14 protein-coding genes are annotated in these 20,229 nt (G+C 45.2%); 6 read left to right on the top strand and 8 right to left on the bottom strand.

The window, feature by feature from the left end:
* Position 1: 1 nt before the first annotated feature.
* Genes EXT48_RS04800 through EXT48_RS04815 form a run of 4 tightly spaced genes read right to left on the bottom strand, consistent with a single transcriptional unit; the run spans position 2 to position 4,206 of the window.
* Positions 2–697, bottom strand: a complete 696-nt coding sequence (locus EXT48_RS04800) for a DUF1080 domain-containing protein (RefSeq protein WP_130163740.1) — start codon at positions 695–697, stop codon at positions 2–4.
* Between the two features lie 53 nt (positions 698–750).
* Entirely contained in the window at positions 751–1,968 is a 1,218-nt protein-coding gene (locus EXT48_RS04805) for a sugar MFS transporter (protein WP_130163741.1), read from the bottom strand.
* A 14-nt stretch (positions 1,969–1,982) separates the two neighbouring features.
* Positions 1,983–3,038, bottom strand: coding sequence for a sugar phosphate isomerase/epimerase (locus EXT48_RS04810; protein WP_130163742.1), 1,056 nt, complete (start codon positions 3,036–3,038; stop codon positions 1,983–1,985).
* 7 nt (positions 3,039–3,045) lie between these two features.
* Entirely contained in the window at positions 3,046–4,206 is a 1,161-nt protein-coding gene (locus tag EXT48_RS04815; protein WP_130163743.1) for a Gfo/Idh/MocA family protein, read from the bottom strand.
* Positions 4,207–4,363: 157 nt separating this feature from the next.
* On the opposite strand from EXT48_RS04815, the gene EXT48_RS04820 reads away from it, so the two are divergent.
* On the top strand, positions 4,364–5,098 hold the full coding sequence (locus EXT48_RS04820) for an AraC family transcriptional regulator (RefSeq protein ID WP_069018568.1): 735 nt from the start codon (positions 4,364–4,366) through the stop codon (positions 5,096–5,098).
* On the opposite strand, the gene EXT48_RS04825 is transcribed toward EXT48_RS04820, so the two are convergent.
* Together EXT48_RS04825 and EXT48_RS04830 are read right to left on the bottom strand one after the other, a co-directional pair.
* Positions 5,078–5,938 carry a BadF/BadG/BcrA/BcrD ATPase family protein gene (locus EXT48_RS04825; protein ID WP_130163744.1) on the bottom strand — a complete coding sequence of 287 codons (861 nt, stop codon included), beginning with the start codon at positions 5,936–5,938 and terminating at the stop codon, positions 5,078–5,080. The two genes, EXT48_RS04820 and EXT48_RS04825, sit on opposite strands and share 21 nt — an antisense overlap.
* Positions 5,935–6,681, bottom strand: coding sequence for a copper homeostasis protein CutC (locus tag EXT48_RS04830; protein WP_130163745.1), 747 nt, complete (start codon positions 6,679–6,681; stop codon positions 5,935–5,937). Before EXT48_RS04830 ends, EXT48_RS04825 begins: the two co-directional genes overlap by 4 nt.
* A 384-nt stretch (positions 6,682–7,065) precedes the next feature.
* Between EXT48_RS04830 and EXT48_RS04835 the strand changes: the two genes are divergently transcribed.
* Positions 7,066–10,050, top strand: a complete 2,985-nt coding sequence (locus tag EXT48_RS04835) for a TonB-dependent receptor (RefSeq protein WP_130163746.1) — start codon at positions 7,066–7,068, stop codon at positions 10,048–10,050.
* Between the two features lie 144 nt (positions 10,051–10,194).
* Positions 10,195–13,035, top strand: a complete 2,841-nt coding sequence (locus tag EXT48_RS04840; RefSeq protein WP_130163747.1) for a discoidin domain-containing protein — start codon at positions 10,195–10,197, stop codon at positions 13,033–13,035.
* A 102-nt stretch (positions 13,036–13,137) separates the two neighbouring features.
* Here the strand turns inward: EXT48_RS04840 and EXT48_RS04845 are convergent, their stop codons facing one another.
* Positions 13,138–14,292, bottom strand: coding sequence for a chorismate mutase (locus EXT48_RS04845; RefSeq protein ID WP_130163748.1), 1,155 nt, complete (start codon positions 14,290–14,292; stop codon positions 13,138–13,140).
* Positions 14,293–14,664: 372 nt separating this feature from the next.
* On the opposite strand from EXT48_RS04845, the gene EXT48_RS04850 reads away from it, so the two are divergent.
* Positions 14,665–17,628, top strand: a complete 2,964-nt coding sequence (locus EXT48_RS04850) for an EAL domain-containing protein (protein ID WP_130163749.1) — start codon at positions 14,665–14,667, stop codon at positions 17,626–17,628.
* A 40-nt stretch (positions 17,629–17,668) separates the two neighbouring features.
* On the opposite strand, the gene EXT48_RS04855 is transcribed toward EXT48_RS04850, so the two are convergent.
* Positions 17,669–17,998 carry a translation initiation factor gene (locus tag EXT48_RS04855; protein ID WP_017216143.1) on the bottom strand — a complete coding sequence of 110 codons (330 nt, stop codon included), beginning with the start codon at positions 17,996–17,998 and terminating at the stop codon, positions 17,669–17,671.
* Between the two features lie 143 nt (positions 17,999–18,141).
* On the opposite strand from EXT48_RS04855, the gene EXT48_RS04860 reads away from it, so the two are divergent.
* The gene (locus EXT48_RS04860; RefSeq protein WP_010371095.1) at positions 18,142–18,447 is read left to right on the top strand and encodes an STAS domain-containing protein; all 306 of its coding nucleotides are present in this window, start codon (positions 18,142–18,144) and stop codon (positions 18,445–18,447) included.
* A gap of 21 nt (positions 18,448–18,468) precedes the next feature.
* Positions 18,469–20,127 carry a fused response regulator/phosphatase gene (locus EXT48_RS04865; protein WP_130163750.1) on the top strand — a complete coding sequence of 553 codons (1,659 nt, stop codon included), beginning with the start codon at positions 18,469–18,471 and terminating at the stop codon, positions 20,125–20,127.
* Positions 20,128–20,229 lie beyond the last annotated feature (102 nt).

A 20,229-nucleotide genomic window follows, 5' to 3' on the forward strand; every position in this document is an offset into this window, starting at 1 on the left:
GTTATAGCTCCTTGATCTTAATGTTTTTGAACCAGACTTTGTCGCCGTGATCTTGCAGGCCGATGTGGCCTTTTTTACTTTCAGCAAACCCTTGCCATGTCGCAAATTTACTATTCTTAACCAAAGCATTCCAAGTGGTGCTGCCAATCACGATACTCGTCGTGCTTACCCCATTTTGCCAAACTTGTAGGTGGCTATCTTGTAGCTTAATGCGAACTTGGTTCCAAACTTCAGCAGGTTTATGTGCCGTACTTGGCGCTGCGAACAGGTCATAAATAGAACCTGCAAGGTGAGAGTCTATTTTATTGTCTGGGTGTTCTTTGTTATCTAGAATTTGGATTTCTGGGGCGTGGGAGTATATAGCTCCACCTTTTTCATCCGCCAATACAAAAATCCCACTGTTGCCTTTTTTAGAAATCTTCCAATCGAGCTGGAGCTCAAAATTCTGATACTGTTTTTTGGTCAGAATATCGCCGCCACCACCTTGGGTAAGTGTCATCGCGCCGTCCTCAACTTGCCACTGGCTATTTAGGCCGTCACTTTTAAAGTTGCGCCATTGCGACATATCTTTGCCATCGAATAGCAGTTGCCATCCAGCTTGTTGTTCTTGCTGGCTCAATTGGTTGTCAGTTGTACTAGCGCAAGCCGCACAACTAACGGCTAATGCCAGCGTTAGTATTTTTATAGAGTTGAGCATATTGGAACCTCGTCTGTTCACTTTTTACTTGTTGCTACTTAATACAAAGGGTATTACGCGTATTTCTCAACGCGTTTATTTTTATTGATATAAAGGTAAAGGCCGATAAAAGCGGCAATGAGAATGGCCGGGAATAACAGAATATTTTCAAGCACCGCTTGACCTGCAACTAGTTCTGATTGCTGCGCGGTTAAGTTTGCTGCTTGGGCTTCGAGTCGCGCCGAATCAATCCAACTACCAATTACTGGATTCCACATGCTGACAGCGAACATCCCCGCACCGCCCATTAAAGACATACCAAGTGCGCCTGTTTTTGGGGTGTATTCAGCAACGCAGCCCAGCATGGTTGGCCAAAAATAAGTGACACCCAAGGCAAATAATATTGCAGCCAAGTAGATTGCTGACCCTTGTGCTTGGCTCATCATGAAAATCCCCGCGGTTGCTAATACTGCAGAGCCGAGTAACACGCCTGTTGGGTTAAAGCGATGGACTATGGGGCCGGCAAAGAAGCGACCTAATGCCATCAAGCCTGTGATCAGTGCGAGGATCATCATAGGAGAGGCGCCTGACGCTCCCAGTATGCGTTCAATCCACTGCTGTGTACCAAGTTCAGTTGTTGCTGTTAAGGTCATACAGCAAATTAAAAATAGGTAGAGCGGAGAAAACAGGTGCTTGAGATTGCTGGTGGTAGAATGATCTGCGCGGTCAAATTCAGGAAACTGTGACTTAACCATCATCGCTCCATAAATCAGCGTTGGAATTAATATCAAAGCAACTTGCCATTGCCAATTAAAGCCCGATGCAGTCATGGCATTCGATGCCAGAGCACCAATCACAATGCCGCCTGGAAACCAGACATGGAATCGGTTGAGCATGGTCGTGGTGTTTTTCGGATACATTTCGGCAATCAGTGGATTACAGCCAGCTTCCACTGAACCATTCGCAAAGCCGATTAAAAACGTCGAGATCAGCAGTAACCAAAAACCGTCAGCGGTAATGGTTAAAACCAACCCTGCAAAGTGGCAAATAAAGGCGAGGGCAACTAACTTTTTGGCGCCAATGGCGTTGTAGATTGCGCCACCTAACATGGTTGCGACGGGAAAGCCCAGAAATGCCATGGCGTTAACCCAACCAAGTTCTGTATCTGAGAGTCCAAACTGCTCACCTAATTGCCCCAAAATTCCTGCGCGAATAGCGAACGTCATTGATGTGACGACCAGTGCAAGGCAACAGAGCTGAAACACGGTCCGATTATGATTATTATTATTCATGGTCGTAGTCCTGTTTATTTTATGCCGAGGATTTGATTATTGCGTTCGGTATCGGTGCTACTTCCTGCAAAATCATCGAAGGCTTTTTCGGTTGGTCTTATCAAGTGCTGTTTGATAAATTCAGCACCTTCTTTGGCCCCATCTTCAGGGTGCTTAATACAGCATTCCCATTCCAATACAGCCCAACCATCAAAACCGTACTGTGTTAACTTACTAAATATTTTCTTAAAGTCGACCTGTCCGTCACCTAATGAACGGAACCGTCCTGGCCGTTGTTGCCATCCTTGGTATCCGCCGTAAACACCGCAGCGGCCATTGGGGATAAATTCGGCATCTTTTACATGGAACGCTTTGATACGTTCATGATAGATGTCGATAAACGCTAAGTAGTCCAATTGCTGTAAAACAAAGTGACTTGGATCGTAAAGAATATTGGCTCGCGGGTGATTATTCGTCGCCGCTAAAAAGCGTTCAAAAGTCACGCCATCATGTAGATCTTCACCTGGATGAAGCTCATAGCACACATCCACGCCAACCTCGTCAAAGCAGTTTAAAATAGGCAACCAGCGTTTTGCGAGCTCCTCAAATCCTTGTTCCACTAAGCCATTTGGGCGTTGTGGCCACGGATAAAAAGTATGCCAGAGCAAGGCGCCAGAAAAGCTTGCGTGACTGGTAAGCCCAAGCTTAGCACTGGCACTGGCCGCTAGCATTAGCTGCTCTGTTGCCCACTCCATACGAGCCTGAGGAGAGCCATGCACTTTTGCTGGTGCAAAGCCGTCAAACATTTGGTCATAAGCTGGATGCACCGCCACTAATTGACCTTGCAAATGGGTTGATAGCTCTGAAATAGTAAGGCCATGCTCTGCGGCAATACCAGTGATCTCGTCGCAATAATCTTGGCTTTCAGCGGCTTTTTGCAGATCAAACAGTCGTTGTTCCCAACTTGGTAGCTGAATACCTTCATAACCTAGGCTACTTGCCCACTGGCAAATACTATTAAAATTGTTAAATGGCGCCTCGTCCGAGACAAACTGCGCGAGAAAAATAGCGGGTCCTTTAATTTGCTTCATTCTTATTTTATCCAATGGTAAAGGGGTGCCACTTAGTGTCTTTTGCACTAGCTGCGACCGCGTTTTCAATAAATGCCATGCCACGGACTGCAGCGTTAATACTTGGCACGTCAAATTCTTCGTGTTGCACATTGGCTTGCTGCTGGTGTGCACGAATAAGGTTGGCGAAGTTAAGGTAGATATTTGCAAATGCTTCCAGATATCCCTCAGGGTGACCGGCTGGCACACGGGTTGCGCTAATGGCTGCTTGGCTAAGTGAGCCCACTCCTGTGCGGATCAACTGAGCTGGAGCATTTGCCGCACGTAACCACAAACTATTAGGCTCCATTTGCGACCATTCGATACTGGCTTTGTCACCATAGATTTTTAAGGTGAGATTATTTTCTTCGCCTAGTGCTATTTGGCTTGCCATCAACACGCCCTTGGCACCGTTGCCAAAGCGCAGTAACACTGTGCCGTCATCGTCGAGCTGTCGGCCGGACACAACCGTGTTTAAATCTGCACAAAGCGCCTCTATCTCCAAGCCACTCACATATTCGGCAAGGTTCGCTGCGTGCACACCGATATCGCCCATACAACAACTCACGCCAGACTTGCTTGCATCTAGTCGCCAGCTGGCCTGCTTGCTATTTTCGTCATCAGCACTTGCAAGCCACCCTTGACTGTATTCAACGACGACTTTGCGTACTTTGCCAAGTTCGCCGTTTGCGATGCGGTGGCGTGCTTCTTTCACCATCGGGTAGCCGGTATAGGTGTGTGTTAATCCGTACAAGCAATTGCTCTTTTGAAGCTGTGTTTGTAGACGTAGAGCCTCAGATAAATTGAGTGTTGCAGGTTTATCACTCAAGACGTGAAAGCCGTGTTCGATAGCGGCTGTGGCAATCGGAAAATGCAAATGGTTTGGGGTCACGATGGCAACAAAGTGGATGCGCTTCGACTCTGGTAGTTCCGCTTCTTGTTGTAAGAGTGCTTGGTAGCTGGCATAGCAACGTGCTGGGTTAAGCCCGAGTTGCTGGCCCATTGCGAGGCTTTTGTTTGGATCGGCGCTAAATGCGCCTGCAACAAGTTCAATTTGACCATCTAAACGCGCAGCTATGCGGTGCACTGCACCTATGAAAGCGCCTTCTCCACCACCGATCATGGCCATGCGGATTTTGTTATTATCCATCGTTTAGCTCCGTCGAGTTATCGAGGTAAGTTAATCTGATGTTATTGATAATAGGTAACAGTGGCGTCAAAGTGATAATAAAAATTCGGTTGACAATGCAACAAAATCGGCGTTTAAAATAAATTATTATAATTATAAAAAGGCGGTAAATAGGGCAATGGAAGAGCAAACAATATTGAATAAAGCTGGCGTAAATCAATTGATTGCAGCATTTGATCTGATCCCGGACATCCTCTTTTGGGTCAAAGACACAAAAAGTAGAATAGTGCATGCGAACCAACACTTTGTTGAACATCAGGGCTATAAAACCCTAGATCAAATCTTACTGAAAACCGATTTTGACTTTTCACCGCAACACTTGGCATTCCAATACGTTAACGATGATAAACGAGTGATGGAAGGCTTTATCGTGACGGATAGATTAGAACTCAACCAAACCGAAAATGGGGAATTGGCATGGTTTTCCACGTCAAAAAAAGTGTTACTTGACGGCGAAAATGCGATTATGGGCACTTATGGTGTTACGCGACATCTAGCGAAAACGTCAAAGGCGTTGTCTCACGTAAGAGCTATTGAAGCGCCCGTTGAATTTATTCGGGCACATTACCATCGTCATATTTGTATCGAAGAATTGGCGGAACTTGCTCACCTGTCGGTAAGCGCACTGGAACGCAGATTTAAAAAGCATTTAGCCAAAACCCCGAATCAATTTATCAACGAAGTGAGATTGGAAAATGCCCGTAAATTATTGGTCGAAACACGCTTACCAGTATCACAAGTCGCTTATCAGTGTGGCTTTTCAGAGCCAAGTTATTTTAGCAAGCAGTTTCGTCGTTTATTTGGTGAAATCCCGTCGCAATTACGTAAAGAGTTAACGTCGAGCGAGCGTTAACGCTGCGACTTCTGGTGATAATGCTGGTGTTACCAGCGCATTTTCGTATTCGGCAGCTAACCATGGACGTATAGGCATAGCAATGCCCCCAACTAGCGCGACTTTCTGTGCCCCTAAGCTCTGCAAATGACGGACATAGCGCTCAATAAACCGTGCCGCGCTACTTAAGATCTGCTCGGCATAGGGATCGTTTGGCGTAGCAAAAACATGTTGAGCAAACTGGGCAAAATACTGGGGAGTGGCGTTTAGCGTGAGTTTGACTAGCTGTTCGGTACTGTGGCAATTCATGGCAGCCAAAAACGACTCAATCATCAGACTGCTAGGGGAAAGTGTATCAAGCACCTCGATGGCATGCTTCACTAAACTCAAACCGATCCAACTGCCACTTGCACCATCACTGAGTAATAACCCGTGACCACCGAACTCCCTAAATTGTCCATGCGTCACCAGACCCGCGCAAAATCCGGTGCCAAGAATGATTACACCGCCATCTTGGTGTTGATGCGCACCAAGGCAAGCAATGTGTGCATCGGTTGAAAATTGAAAACGGGCAAAAGGGGAACGCCATTGCTGCATCGCCTCACAAGCCGTCGTGACGTTCGCGCCGGCAAGTCCTGCAAAGGCACTGATGTTAGCAATATCGTGATGGGGGATTTTTGCATTTGTCAGCGCTGTCATTGTTGCGCTCAACATTGACTCTTGGGCCTGATGTATTGATGTTGCTATGTTTGCAGGGCCGCTGGTGGCCTCGGCAAGGAGCTGTCCATGTTGATCCTCGAGGCGGACTTTACATTTCGTCCCGCCACCATCAATCCCTAAAAATAGCTTCGATGCTGTCATTGTATTGCCTTTTCTGATCCGGTGAGTATTGCATTAACTAGCCTTGGGCAAACTTCATCGCCATGATGCACGCCAGAGTGAGTATGTAGAGAGAGTGGACCAAATTCACTTAAAAGCCAAAGATCCGCTGCGTTTATCGTGTTGACCCCTCCACCAATCACAACTTCGATTTCAGCATTGAGTTTTTTCAGTAAGGCAATAAGCTGACTGGTACCAAACGCTGCGCCTTTGCCACTTTGCCATGTATTGCCGGCGGTTAAGACCCGCTCAACGCCTAACTCTAGCAGCGTCTCGGCTGCCTGCTGCCAGTTTGCAGCGGCGTCAAAGGCGCGATGAAAGGTGACAGAAAGGCCTAAGGATTTTGCCGTGGCAATGAGTGCTCGACAATGGTCAGTCGCTATCTCTTGATTGTCGTCGATAAAACCAAGCGCAATACCAGTTGCGCCAGCGCAAGCAATGCCATCTATCCCTTTTTGTAACTGATATAGCATGGCGTCATCAATAAAAAAATGCGGTGCTTGGCGTAACATCACAATACATTCGCCAAAGCTTGGTAAATACTGGGCAACTGCCGCTATCGCCGTCGGGTTTGGGGTCAAGCCACCGCAACTCAGTACACCACAGAGTTCTATCCTTGTTGCCCCAGATGCAAAAGCAATTTGTGCATTTCGCTGCAACAAATGAGGATTATCGCTGCTGAGGCATATTTCCAAGTTTTTACCTGAATAGTTTGCCAAATTCATATTTCACTCTTGAAGTTGAATAATTTTAAAGTTTAAAATGCTTGGTTTTGAATATTTAATTAGTTCAATAAAAACATTTGGTTACACATGTTTGGAACGTTTTTAAATTGCCTAATATAGAAACTAATAATGAGTTTTTATGTTAATCAGACTATAAACCAAGGAAATTGAAATTGGATCTTTTTTTGACCTAAACGCCGATTTTGTCTTAGTGCAAACCGAAATTCTATTATCACTTTTTGTAGAGCGCTCCTATTCTGAACGAGTGTTTCACAAACCATTAACCCCTATAGGGAAACAAAAAAGGGTCGTCACAAAGTCATGCGTCATGGAGCAGCAAGGGACGTCGTGGCTTTACAAATTATAAAAAACTTGGAGATAGGAATGGCCAATAATAATAACAGACGCCATGTGACAGGAAGGTCACGGCAATTTAGCAAGTCTGCACTGGTCCTCGCTATGTTATCAGCTACTAACTGGGCAATGGCTGAAGAAACCGAAAAAGAGGAAGCGCAGGAAATCGAAACAATTGAGGTGCGTGGGATCCGCGCATCTATGGCCGAAAACTTGGCGATTAAGCGTTTATCAAACGCGATTGTGGATGCCATTACAGCAGAAGACATCGGCAAGTTTCCCGATAAAAATGTGGCGGATTCACTGCAACGCGTACCCGGTGTGGTGATTTCTCGTAGTGGCGGGGAAGGGGAAAACGTCAGTATTCGTGGTCTTTCCTCTGATCTTACTTTTACGCAGTTAAACGGCAATTTTATCGCTTCTTCTCCGGGCTCGCCGTCGCGCTCTTTTAGTTACTCTTTGTTGCCTTCTACCATGGTGCAATCGGTTGAAGTCTTTAAGTCTTCAGAGGCGCGTTTAGATGAAGGTGGGGTTGGCGGCACGGTTATTCTTCACAGCCGCAAACCACTGGATATGGAGGCAAATTCTGGGGCGTTGAATGTTGAATATACCTACGCTGATGTGACTGAAGAGTACGAGCCTAATTTTAGCGGCGTTTATTCTTGGAAGAACGAAGAAGAAACTTTTGGCTTGCTAGTTGGTTATACCAAACAAGACCGCACCAACCGCTCTTTAGGCGGTGATATGTCGGGCGGTGGCGGTTGGCGTTGGGCAACAAGTTCAGACTTGCCAGCAACGGACACGGCGGGCAATGTGATTGCTGATAGTACACGCCGATTTGCAGCGTTAGAAGATGCTTATGGTAACGTTTATGATGGTGTTTGGGCACCGCAAGTTGCAGGTGTTGGGGTAACCAAAGAAAAACGTGAACGTCAGGGGTTACAAGCCACCATTCAATGGCGTCCAATAGATGATTTATCTTTAACATTCAATCATTTTCATTTTGAGCTTGGGCAAAATCGCACCACGTCACAAATGTGGATCCCAGAATGGAAGTACAACCCAGATTATCTGACCGGTATTACCCTAGACGAAACCGGTACGATTGTGACTGGCATGGACTTTACCAGTGGCGCTGGTGGCACTGAAGGGAATCTTGAATTTCCCTGGATCATTGGTAGTTATACGGTAGAAAAAGATACCTCGGATACCTATGACTTCGCCTTTGAATATGCTGGTGATTTATATGATTTGCGCGGTAAATTTGGCCACACTGAAGCCAGCGGTGGCCCTTCAGAGTCTTGGAGTGCGGCATATAAAAGCGGCCAACCTGCGAGTCGCAGCGACTCAGGCCAAGTTGAAAACGCCGCTTCATTTGCTGGATGGCGATTAGGTGACAGAGTGTCGCTGTACGCCGATCCCGCTTTGTTGTCTAACCTTCAGGCTGGTATTGCCGGCGATCCCGATCCGGGGTCGACAGGTTCAAGCTTTGTCGTCAGTGACTTAGAAGAGGACTATGCTCAGTTAGACCTTGATTATCGCGTCGGGTACGGCATCGTTGATACGCTGCGTGTCGGTGCTAAATATCGTAAAGCGACACTGCATCGCGAAACCAACAACACCTTCTTCATCACTCAAGATGGGGCTGACAGAATTGCCAGCGGCGAGCTTGATCCATTCAGTCAAGGTGCCATTGATGAGGTGTCTTATCAGTGGATTGGTGGTATGCCAAAACTGGAAGATATTTTGAACGCAACGTCTGAACAAAATATCCCAGGCGGTTTTGAAGTAAATGCGATGCCCACGATAAATTGGGATAGATACCGTGAAATCGTGACCAGTGAATATGTTAAGCACACGCGCCGTGAGCCTGATTTTGTGTTCGACATAGAAGAAGAGATCATGGCCGCCTATCTACAGGCCGATTTTTCTTTTGGAGATTTTAGAGGAAACATCGGGGTACGCTATGTCGAGACTGAAACGCAGATTATGTCATCGGATAAAATTAACTACTTTTTAGATGACATTGATGATGTCACCGAAGAGGATATTTTAGGTGATGAGCGCCTTATTGACGTTGAAACCACCACCGTGCGTACCGTAACCGACTCGCAATTTTTACCTAGTTTCAATATTGTCTGGGATGCCAGCGACAATCTTGTTATACGTGGTGCTATCGCCAAAACGATGTCTCGAGCTCCGTTCAACGACATGGGTGCGCCAGAGCAGCTGACCTTTATCTCTCAAGAATGGGCTGATGATAGACTAGAGTTTAGAGGCAACCCTGTGGAGCCAGGGTGGCGCGGCTCCGGTGGTAACAAGGCGCTAAAACCATTTGAATCGGTACAGATGGATTTATCTGCGGAGTATTATTATGGCGAAGGATCTGCGGTTGGGATTGCGGTATTCAACAAAGACGTAGATAACTTTATCGTGCCCTTGATCATTACCTCAGTAAGGCCGTTTGAGGGCTTTAATAATCCTTTTACCGGTGTTGAAATTGTGCCGCCGGGTGATATTACCGTCACGCCGTTTACCACCACCGCCAATGGTACAAATGCAACCTCTCGGGGAATAGAGCTGTTTGCACAACATGCATTCGACAATGGCTTTGGTCTCAACGTTAACTACACCCTAAACGATACTAATCAGGCAGACATTAGCGTAGACGGTGAAAAGGTCGGTGAGTCTGCGCTTGTTGGCAGTGCCGATAATCAATTTAACTTCTCCGCCTATTACGAGAATGACACCTTTAGTGTCAGAGCATCATATAACCGCCGAGGAGAAACCGCTCTGGGGCTTGCTGACGGGCTCACTGTATATCAGGAACCATACCAACAAGTTGATGTGAACGCTTCTTATAACTTGATGGAAAACCTGATCCTAACCGCGTCTGTGATCAACCTAACCAAAGAAGAACCGAGAACCTTTTATGGTGAAGATTCTAAAGCGAGATTGCGCAGCAGCAGCTACACCGGGCAGCGCTACTATGCCGGGATCACCTATCGATTTTAACTTTGGCGATAACCATAAAGTAATGCAAACAGGGTGAAGTCGTGTCAGTACAACGAGAAACAATATCACGGCTTATCACCTGCTTGTGGTGCGTTTATATCAACCTAGTCACACGAGTTGGTTGATATGTAAGAAGGGATAAATATGAAAACGTTAAATAAAATAAGAAATGCGATCCCGCTCATTGCCGTTAGCAGTTTATTGGCTGCATGTGGCGGCGGGAGCGATGACCCAAAAGTTGAAGAAGTGCCAGTAACCCCTGCTGTGACGACGGCAGAAGTATCAGGTTCAGTGATAAAAGGCGCGTTGAGCCAAGCCCGCATTTCGGTGACGGCGCTCAATGGCTCTAGCATGATGATGGATGAGAACTCGGCAACCAGTCAATCGGGGGAGTTGTTTATAGAACTGACGGGTAAAGCCGGGTTTGGCATTAATTCCACCATTAAAGTGACCGCCACAACGAGCGAAGGCTCGCAGATGCGCTGCGACGCCAGTCGCTGTGGTTCTGCAGGAATTGGGGAGCAGGTAAGTGGCGATTACATTGCTGGTGTGACTTTGGCTACCTTGAGTCATGTCGCCGTGCCGTTTGGTTCAAATGCCGATGGCAGTGCTGATGCTACCTTACAAATCAACGCCTTGACGACACTAGCAACCATGCTGGTGGAGCAGCAAATTGCTGAGGGGCGTAATGTCTCTACGCCCGAATTAATGGCATTGGCAAAAGTGGAGATGTCTGCGTTATTGCTTCGGGCCCTTGGCTGGCAAACCGGGAACACCAATGTTTTTGAGTTACCTGTGGTTAGCGCCGATCAATTAACGAATTTTGAATTAGGGGAAACTTGCACAACCTCTGACTCTGGTGAGCAAAATTGCGAGATGACGTATGTTTCCGAGAGTGTGCAAAAGCTTTCTCTATTCAATGCTGCATTTGCCCAGTTTGACGAGCAAGGCTCTTTGCAAGGCGTTTTAAGCAACTCTGCTAGCAATCTTAGCGCCGCACTTGGCGGTGATGAAGTTGCACTTGAAGCGCTTCGATTGCCAATTTACAACGCGCTTCAAGCTCACCCATTAACTGCGCAGCTAGATCTTAGTGCCGATAGTATTATGGACTTAGCGTTACCATTATTTGATGAGCCAGTATCCACGGGACCCATGCAGCAAGTCGTGACATCAGGTGCCACTATCACAGCAAGAAATGCTATTGGTGATGCTGAGAGTGCAGACAAAGCATTTGATGGCGATCCACAAACTAAATGGCTTGACCACAATGACTGGCAGGGGCCACCTACTGAGGAAGCGCCATCTTGGATCCAGGTGGATTTTCCCACTCAACAAGCAATTAGCGGTGTTTACATTACCAGTGCTAATGATGCCCCAGAGCGAGACCCTGAAAACTTCTCTTTATTAGCTTCTAATGATGAGGGTGCGAGTTGGGTTAATTTGGGTAATGTGGTTGGGGCGTCGTTTGAAGCGCGCTTTGAACGTCAAGGCTTTGTATTTGGTAATGCGCAAAAGTATACAAGCTACCGAATTGCAGTGACAAAGAACAAAAATAACGATGGCTTACTGCAAATTGGAGAAATTCAATTTGTCGGGCCGGTTTATCCGAGCGTTGACCATACTGATACTGAGACGTTTGCGGTCACGGCAAGCAACAGTATCGGTGAGGAGGAAAACCAAGATAAGGCATTTGATAACGACCCTACCACTAAGTGGCTAGATCATAATGATTGGCAAGGCCCACCTACCGTCGAAGTGCCTTCATGGATCCAAGTAGATTTTAATGAGGCTGTGGCGGTTAATCAGCTTGCGATAACGAGCGCCAATGATGCACCAGAGCGAGATCCTGAGAACTTTGCTTTGTTTGGCTCTAACGATAATGGGGTTACATGGCAGCAGTTGAGTAATTGGATTGGTGAGTCTTTTGAAGCGCGAGGGAAGCGCCAAAGCTTTGCGGTAGCGAATCAATTGCCATACCAAAGCTATCGCCTTGAGATAACCAAGAACAAAAATAATGATGGCTTGATGCAGCTTGCTGAGATTGAATTAATCGGTCCAGAAATCTCTGGATTAGATCATGCACAAGTACAAGGTGCGAGTTACTCGGCGCGTTTTAGCATTAGTGATTCAGAGGGCGCAGCGCAAGCATTTGATAAAAATGTTGAGACTAAATGGCTCGATCACAACGACTGGCAGGGGCCACCCACGGTTGAAAATCCGGCTTGGGTTCAAGTTAGCTTGCCGCAAGCGCAAGCGGTAAATACTTTGTACATTACCAGCGCCAATGATGCGCCGGAGCGTGACCCTGAAAACTTCCAACTTTTAGCATCTCACGATGGGGAAGTGTGGCAAGTATTAAATACTTGGGTAGGGGAATCGTTTGAATCGCGTTTTGAACGTCGTGCCTTCGCGTTTGCTAATGGTTTGGCTTACTCACATTATCGCTTGTCTATCAGTAAAAATGCGAATGATGATGGATTAGTGCAAGTAGCTGAAATTGAACTCGCTGGACCTCAGTATGCACTTGAAGATTTGTCTGACTTGGCTGGAACAAGCTTTACCGCGCGTAATCGTATTGGAGATGCGGAAAGTGAACAAAAGGCGTTTGATAATGATATCGAGACAAAATGGCTAGATCACAATGAGTGGCAAGGCCCGCCAACAGAGGAATCACCATCTTGGATCCAAGCTGATTTTACTGTGCCACAGATTGTGAGTGGTTTGGCAATCATCAGTGCCAATGATGCACCAGAGCGCGATCCCGAAAATTTCCAATTACTCGGTTCTAATGATGGCGGTGAGACGTGGACAGAAGTCGCGGTTTGGGTGGGTGAGAGCTGGGATGAGCGCTTACAACGAAGAGCGTTTACTTTCTCCAATGCTTTTGCCTATAGCAGCTATCGTCTAAATATTAGCAAAAATGCGAATAACGATGGCCTAGTACAAGTCTCAGAAATTGAGCTCCTTGGTCTTAGCGACGAATAGCCTAAATAACCTGAGTTAAATAAATCTCAACCAAAAAAGCCAGAATGCAATTTGCGCTCTGGCTTTTTATTTGTCTCTATGGGAGTGACTTAGTATGATCTATTATAATACATCTACGGCTTGCAAAGACTCGCTTTGGTAGCAGCCCAACAAGCGTACAAACTGGGTATGATCTTTTAATTCTTCAAGTGCTATTTGGACTTGTGAGTCCGCAATATTGGCAAGTAAATCAACGTAAAAGACTTCTTCCCAAGGGTTACCAGGTACTGGGCGTGACTCTAGCTTAACCATATTGATATTGTGCTGTTTAAATACCATCAGCGCGTCAGCAAGTGAGCCTACTTGCTGTTTAGTGGCCATAATTAAACTGGTTTTGGTTGGGATTTGAGTAGACACTTGAAGTGCTTTTCTTGCTACTACAATAAAGCGGCTATGGTTTTCGGTCTGATTCGCAAGGCCAGACTTCACCACTTCTAGACCCATATTCTTACCTGCTTGTGCAGAGCCAATCGCGGCACTGTTTGGGTGCTCTGCTGCTTCTTTTAATGCACTAGAGGTCGAGTCGCAAGTTTCATGCTGAATATCCCCCAGACCTTGAATAAAACGGCTGCACTGCGCAAAAGGTTGGGGGTGCGCATAAATTTTGTCGATCGCTTGTAATTCTGTGTCTGGCAAAGCTAGGAGGCAATGCTCTACGGTATGCGTTACTTCGCCCACAATAGATACTTGCGCATGTTGCAATAAATCGAAGACCTCGTTGATACTGCCTGAACTGGTATTTTCAATAGGTAAGATACCAAAGTCAGCCTGGCCTTTCTCTACCTGCTCGGTGATTTGCTCAAAGCTTTGGCAACCCATTTCCACAAGCTTACCGGGACGACGGCTGAAGTATTTATGACAAGCAAGCTGGCTATAAGAGCCTTGTCCACCCAAGTAGGCAACGCGGTGTGTATCACCTACTGCATCGGGGTTTAAGTTCTTTTGCAGCATGGCTTGCTGGTTTAATACAGAGTCTTCTAAGATAGTTTGGAAAACGCTGTTTATATAAAAGGCATCAAGACCCAGAGATTTACCATATCGGATCAGTTTCTCTAGTAGTGCCTGCTCACGTGCTTCATCACGGATAGGTTTGTTGTTGGCAATCTTATATTCCAGCACGCCATGACTAATGCGACGTCGCTTTGCCAGTAAAATCAGTAATTCCGAATCTATCTCATTAATGTCATGCCTAAGGGCATCTAATGTATTTTGTGTCATAGGTCCTCACTCCCATTTAGCCAAAAAAAAAAGCCTCCCGAAGTTGGGAGGCTTAGCTATTCTTTTTCACTCGCGAACAGTCAAGCCTCTTCACCTAAAGAAGCTAAAAAAGAAATATGTGTTGCTGTTGCGTGTGATGAAATTCATTTATTCAAACCTTACTTTGAAACTGAATACATTATTAGCATAGAACTAAACGAGAAAACAAGTACTACTTTGGACGTATTGGCAAAAACCTAAGTTATTTAGTAGATAAGTGACCAATCTCAGTGAGTTAAGTACGTTAATCAAACGTAACTTATTGGCGAGTCGAAAAATATTCTGGTATATTCAGGCAACACCACCACTGTAAATAGAAGAATAGGTTAACTTGTGGGCAATCGTCGTCCCCCATCAAGATATGGTGCAAGCTCTTTAAGTGTAAAGCTGTCGATGTTGATTTCGGCCGTGTGTTTGATCGCGGGCGTTTTTGCTGCAGCATTGATGCTAAAATCTGAAGAAAAGCAGTTGATCTATGAAGAGTATGATGAGCTTAAGCGTTTTAGTGCACAGGTGAACAATCAGTTCTCAAATTACCTCGATCTTAAAGCCAACTTGGCCGAACAAGCCAATTCAGTAGTTTCCAAACACTTACTTTACGGTGTTCAAGATTTATCTGGCGCACAAGCGAGTGTCGACAAGCGTGGCGAAAACTTAGCGAGTACAGCCAAAAATGGCCTTTCTGCAGCTATGTATACTGGCGATTTAAAATTGCAGTCAGTGCAAAAGTTATTTTCTGAATCTGAATTGCTTTGGAATATTCTTGCGCCCCCGCTGTTACAGGATTTCTTTAATTTTTACCTCTCTACAAAAGACGGATTTGTCCGTGTTGCACCTCCTAATGCCCTATTAGCGAAAGACCCGAGGCTGGTAAATAATCAGCTTCATAACTTGCCTGTTTTACATGCTGAACAAAACCCAACGAGGGAAGCGGTATGGTCGGGCGTGTATTTTGATAGGGTTTGGAACAAATGGGTGGTCAGTATTTTGGTGCCTTTATACTTACATGACAAATACCTTGGGTTAACGGGTAGCGATATAGAGTTGACCACCTTACTCGAAAAACTACCTAAATCTGACCATCAGCAAGGTTTCATCGTTTTTGATAAACAGGGTCGATTATTGGCAGCTCCCGGCCTGTTTAAAACCACCGCTGCGACTGGGCAGCTATTGGACCACAACAAGCTACCGGAAGATTTGAGTAAAATAGTACAAACTGCACTTATTACTAAGCTGCCAAATATCCAAGATGAATTTAGATATAAAGACAACTGGCATATTATGCACGTGACCCATATTGCCAATTTAGATTGGTACATTGGGATCTACAAGAAGCGGGCGTCGGCTATCTCGGCCATTGAAGAGCTTAAAGTTAAATTCTTTGGTTTGTTTATTCTGTATGCCATTTTTGTTGCGATATTACTGCATCAGGTTCTATATCAATTAGTACTCAAACGCATCAATGCGCTCGTTAAAGCAGTGAAGGGATTTGGTCGAGGGCAGTGGGATACGCCAACCTTGCCGCATACCGATGACGAAATAGGTCAATTGAACGCCTCATTTAATGACATGAGTGTTGAGATAAAACAACTTGTAAATGGCCTAAATCAACGTATTACAGAAAAGGAAATCGCTGAAAAGGCGGCAAACCGTTTGTCAAAAGCTGTGGCTTTCTCTGGTACTGGCGTTGTATTGACCAATGAGCATTTTCAAATTGAGTACGTCAATCCAAAAATGCAGGAAATGACGGGCTATGATGAACAGCATTTTATTGGCTCTCCGCTTTTGAGTATTATTTCAAAAGACATGGCAATTCTCATTGATGATATCGATATTGACTTACGCAGTCGCAATCATTGGCGCGGGGATACCATGTTGGCGGGTAACAGAGAGGCGCCTATTTGGGTCAGTTTGAGCGTGTCACCGATCCGTGAAGAAGGCGGCGCAATTTCAAGTTATGTCGCCTCAGCCCAAGATATTTCGTTTGTAAAAGAAAGCCAGCGTAAAATGGAAGAGTTGGCTTACTTTGATACCTTAACTGGCCTTGCCAACCGAACGTTTTTCAGGATGCAGTTACGTAAATCCATGGCGCTTGCCGAACGTGGTCATTACGCCTTTGCTCTATTTTACTTTGACTTAGATGAGTTTAAACGCATCAATGATACATTGGGACATGACGCAGGTGACCGCTTATTGCTTGAAGTCGCGACGAGATTGAAAAAGCGCCTCCGTGCAGAAGATACCATTGCCAGATTGGGTGGGGATGAGTTTGCGGTGTTACTGAGTGGCATCAATGAGCGAGAAAATGCCATGGAAGTTGCCAATATCATTCAAAAGACACTGGCAGAACCAATAAAGCTGGGGAATAACGAAGTGATCGTCAGTGCAAGTATTGGCATTACGATGGCTCCGTTTGACAGTAAAGAAGAAGAGCAGCTGCTGAAACATGCAGATTTGGCAATGTATCAGGCCAAAGCAAAAGGGCGGAACACTTACCATTTCTATAGCCAAGATTTAGACGAAGCCGCTAACGAGCGCCTATATATAGAAAACGAGCTGCGTATAGCAATTAAAGCGCAACAATTTACCTTGCATTATCAACCACAAGTGAACAGTGAAAGTGGAGAGGTTGTAGGCTATGAAGCGCTTATTCGCTGGTTCCACCCAAGCGAAGGAACCATTCCGCCAAGTAAATTTATTCCAATTGCTGAAGCGACAGGCCTAATCGTAGAGCTTGGTGCATGGGTGTTAGAAGAAGCGTGCCATTTTTCTCGTCGTTTAAAAGCCGCGGGCAAGATTGCCAACATATCCATCAACCTTTCTGCGAGACAGTTTAAAGACGCACAATTGATCCGTACGCTGTCAGATATTATTGACAGAACTGAGATGGAGCCGACTCTACTACACCTTGAACTTACTGAGAGTATGCTGATGGGAGACGTAGAAGCGGCAATCATACAACTTAGAGATATCAAAGCGCTTGGCGTTTCACTGTCTATTGACGACTTTGGTACAGGCTATTCGTCTTTAAGTTATATTAAGCGTTTCCCAGTTGATATACTTAAAATTGACCGCTCCTTTGTAAAGGATATCCCTGAAGATCCGAACGATATGGAAATCACCGCTGCTATCATTGCAATGGCGCAAAAATTAAATTTGCAGGTTATTGCTGAAGGGGTGGAAACTGAGGCTCAGATGACGTTCTTGGCGAAAAATAACTGCTATATTGTACAAGGTTATTACTACAGCCCGCCGTTGAGTGAAGCAGAGATTTTGCGGTTTGCCCCTGCGGTATAGCGGCTCAGCCCCAAAGCATGGGGCTGAAAATAATAAGCGCCTAACCGCCTGCGATTTTCACTTTGAAGCCTTGGCCTTCTAATAATTGCTTAAGCTTTTCTCTGTCATCGCCTTGAATTTCAATAACGCCTTCTTTAACTGCGCCACCTTGACCCATTTTTGATTTAAGCGTTTTTGCCAATTTCTTTAGATCATGCTGTTCACTATCTATGCCAACGACAAGCATAACGCCTTTACCTTTGCGCCCTTTAGTTTGTCTTTCAATACGAACGGCGCCGTCTTTAAAAACTTTCCCTTGAACTTCTTGCTTTGGCTCTTTGGTGTCAATACGGCCTACATCTGTGGAGTACACAAGTCTTGATTCTGACATTGATTCTGGTCCTCTTGCGGGTTCTTTGCAGAGATCATAGCAAAAAGCAGATTAGATGTTTTTTATTTTTTGCTAAATGATTTTTAAGCGTTATATTTAAATTGGTGAGGGGAAACAAATCAAAATAATTTAGGAGCTTAATGATGAGCTTGAGTAAAAACGCTTCTGCTGACGGTAAGACACTAACCATTCAAATTAGAGGTAAGTTCGACTTTAATTTGGTGCAATCGTTTCGTCAGGCGTATGCGGAGGTGAATGATCAAACCGAAAAGGTTGTTGTTGACCTGCGTGAAACCGATTATATGGACAGCTCCGCTTTGGGAATGCTGTTAAATATGAAAAAAACACTAGGAAGCTCAGTTTCTAGCATTCAAATTAGTAACTGCCGTCCACAACTTAAGAAAATCCTCCAGATCTCTCGTTTTGATAAGAAGTTTGATATTGACTGATCGCCGATAGATTAGCCCTTCATGAATATCTTGGTAGTCGACGATCAGGTATTAAACTGTAAGCTGCTCAAGGCAATGCTTGAGCAACAATTTTATACCGTTTTTTGTGCGCATAATGGTCGTGATGCATTAAAAATTCTCGAAAGTCAGGACATCGACATCGTGCTGCTAGACGTTGTCATGCCCGTAATGGATGGCTTTGAGACTGCCCCCAAAATAAAGCAATATGCGGGCGACGTATATCTCCCCATCATCTTTATCACTGCACTTGAAGATCAAAGCAGCTTTGAAAAATGTCTCGCTGTAGGAGGTGATGACTTTATTCATAAGCCGTTTGATAAAGTCATTTTATCAGCCAAAATCAAAGCGCATGCGAGGACACGTAGGCTCAGCCAACAAAGCAACGAACAACGCCGACAACTGGAATATCACTATAACCAAATAGAGCGAGAGCACGAGATTGTTGAGCACATCTTTAGTAATGCGCTTGCACAACAATCTGAATATCCTGAGATTTGTGAATACCACTTGTCACCTGCGTCAATGTTTAACGGCGATATGTTTTTAATGGCCAAGAGCCCAATGGGTGGCTTTTATTGTTTACTGGGTGATTTTACTGGTCATGGTTTAGCAGCTGCGGTCGGCGCGCTTCCCGCGTCGCGCATTTTCTATACTATGGTGCAAAAGGGGATGGCGGTCAGTGATATAGCCGTTGAGCTCAATACCGCCCTTAATGAGTTATTACCCGGCCACATGTTTTGCGCAGCAGCGATCATTGAATTGAGCAGCTCAGGGAAAAGTGTTTCTGCCTGGCTTGGTGGTTTGCCAGATTTATATCTGATTGACCAAAATGGTAGCCTTATTAAAACCATTGAGAGCCAACATATGGCACTCGGCATTCTAGAAGTTGATGAATTTGAACGTAATCTGCTGCATTTTGAAGTCAGCCCCGACCAACGCCTCGTAATGGCGACAGACGGTATCATCGAGTCTGAGTCTGAGCGGGGGGAAATGTATGGCGAACGACGGTTAAAGCGCTTGCTGGCGAGTCGGCAGCATATTTCCACGGATCAAATTATCTCTGAAGTTCGCGAGTTTTCTGGCAATACGGAGCAACAAGATGACTTAAGTATCGCGATTATTAATTGCGTTGCCAGCGAGTCAATTGTTTCTGCGCCTAACCATTATTCAAGCTTGCCGTTTAATATTTCGTTATCTTTAGATGCCAAACAGATGAAAACGACAGATCCAGTACTTGAGCTGGTGGACTTGCTTAGTGAGGTTGATGGTATTTCGGCGCATCGCTCTAACATCTTCTTACTACTCTCCGAGGCCTACAATAATTCTTTAGATCACGGTGTGTTGGGGCTAGATTCTGAGATTAAAAATAAAGAAGATGGCTTTTTTGAGTTCTACAGTTTGCGAGAGAGTGTTCTGAAGGAGCTAAAAGAAGCGCTCATTATTATTTCTGTGCGCTACAGCCCTGAAGAGCTAAAGCTATACTTCAACATTTGTGATTCAGGTAATGGTTTTGAATCAAGTGAGCGTAACAAAGCACAGCAAGAGCATAGCCATGGTCGAGGTGTTAGCTTACTTAACGAAATAGCTCAGAGCGTTAGCTACAACAGTGCTGGAAATGAAGTAGAAATGATCTATTCACTCACCTCTAAGTCGGTCTAAATTCCACTCAAGCGTATTTCACCTCAGCTTTAGTTTACTATCTACTCTTATTACTCTATGTACCTGTTTTTTAGTGTTGGCAAGGTATAAAGAGCGTGGTAA

Origin of the sequence: Pseudoalteromonas sp. CO348 (assembly GCF_004208845.1) — a bacterium.
In the GTDB taxonomy this organism is placed as follows: domain Bacteria; phylum Pseudomonadota; class Gammaproteobacteria; order Enterobacterales; family Alteromonadaceae; genus Pseudoalteromonas; species Pseudoalteromonas maricaloris.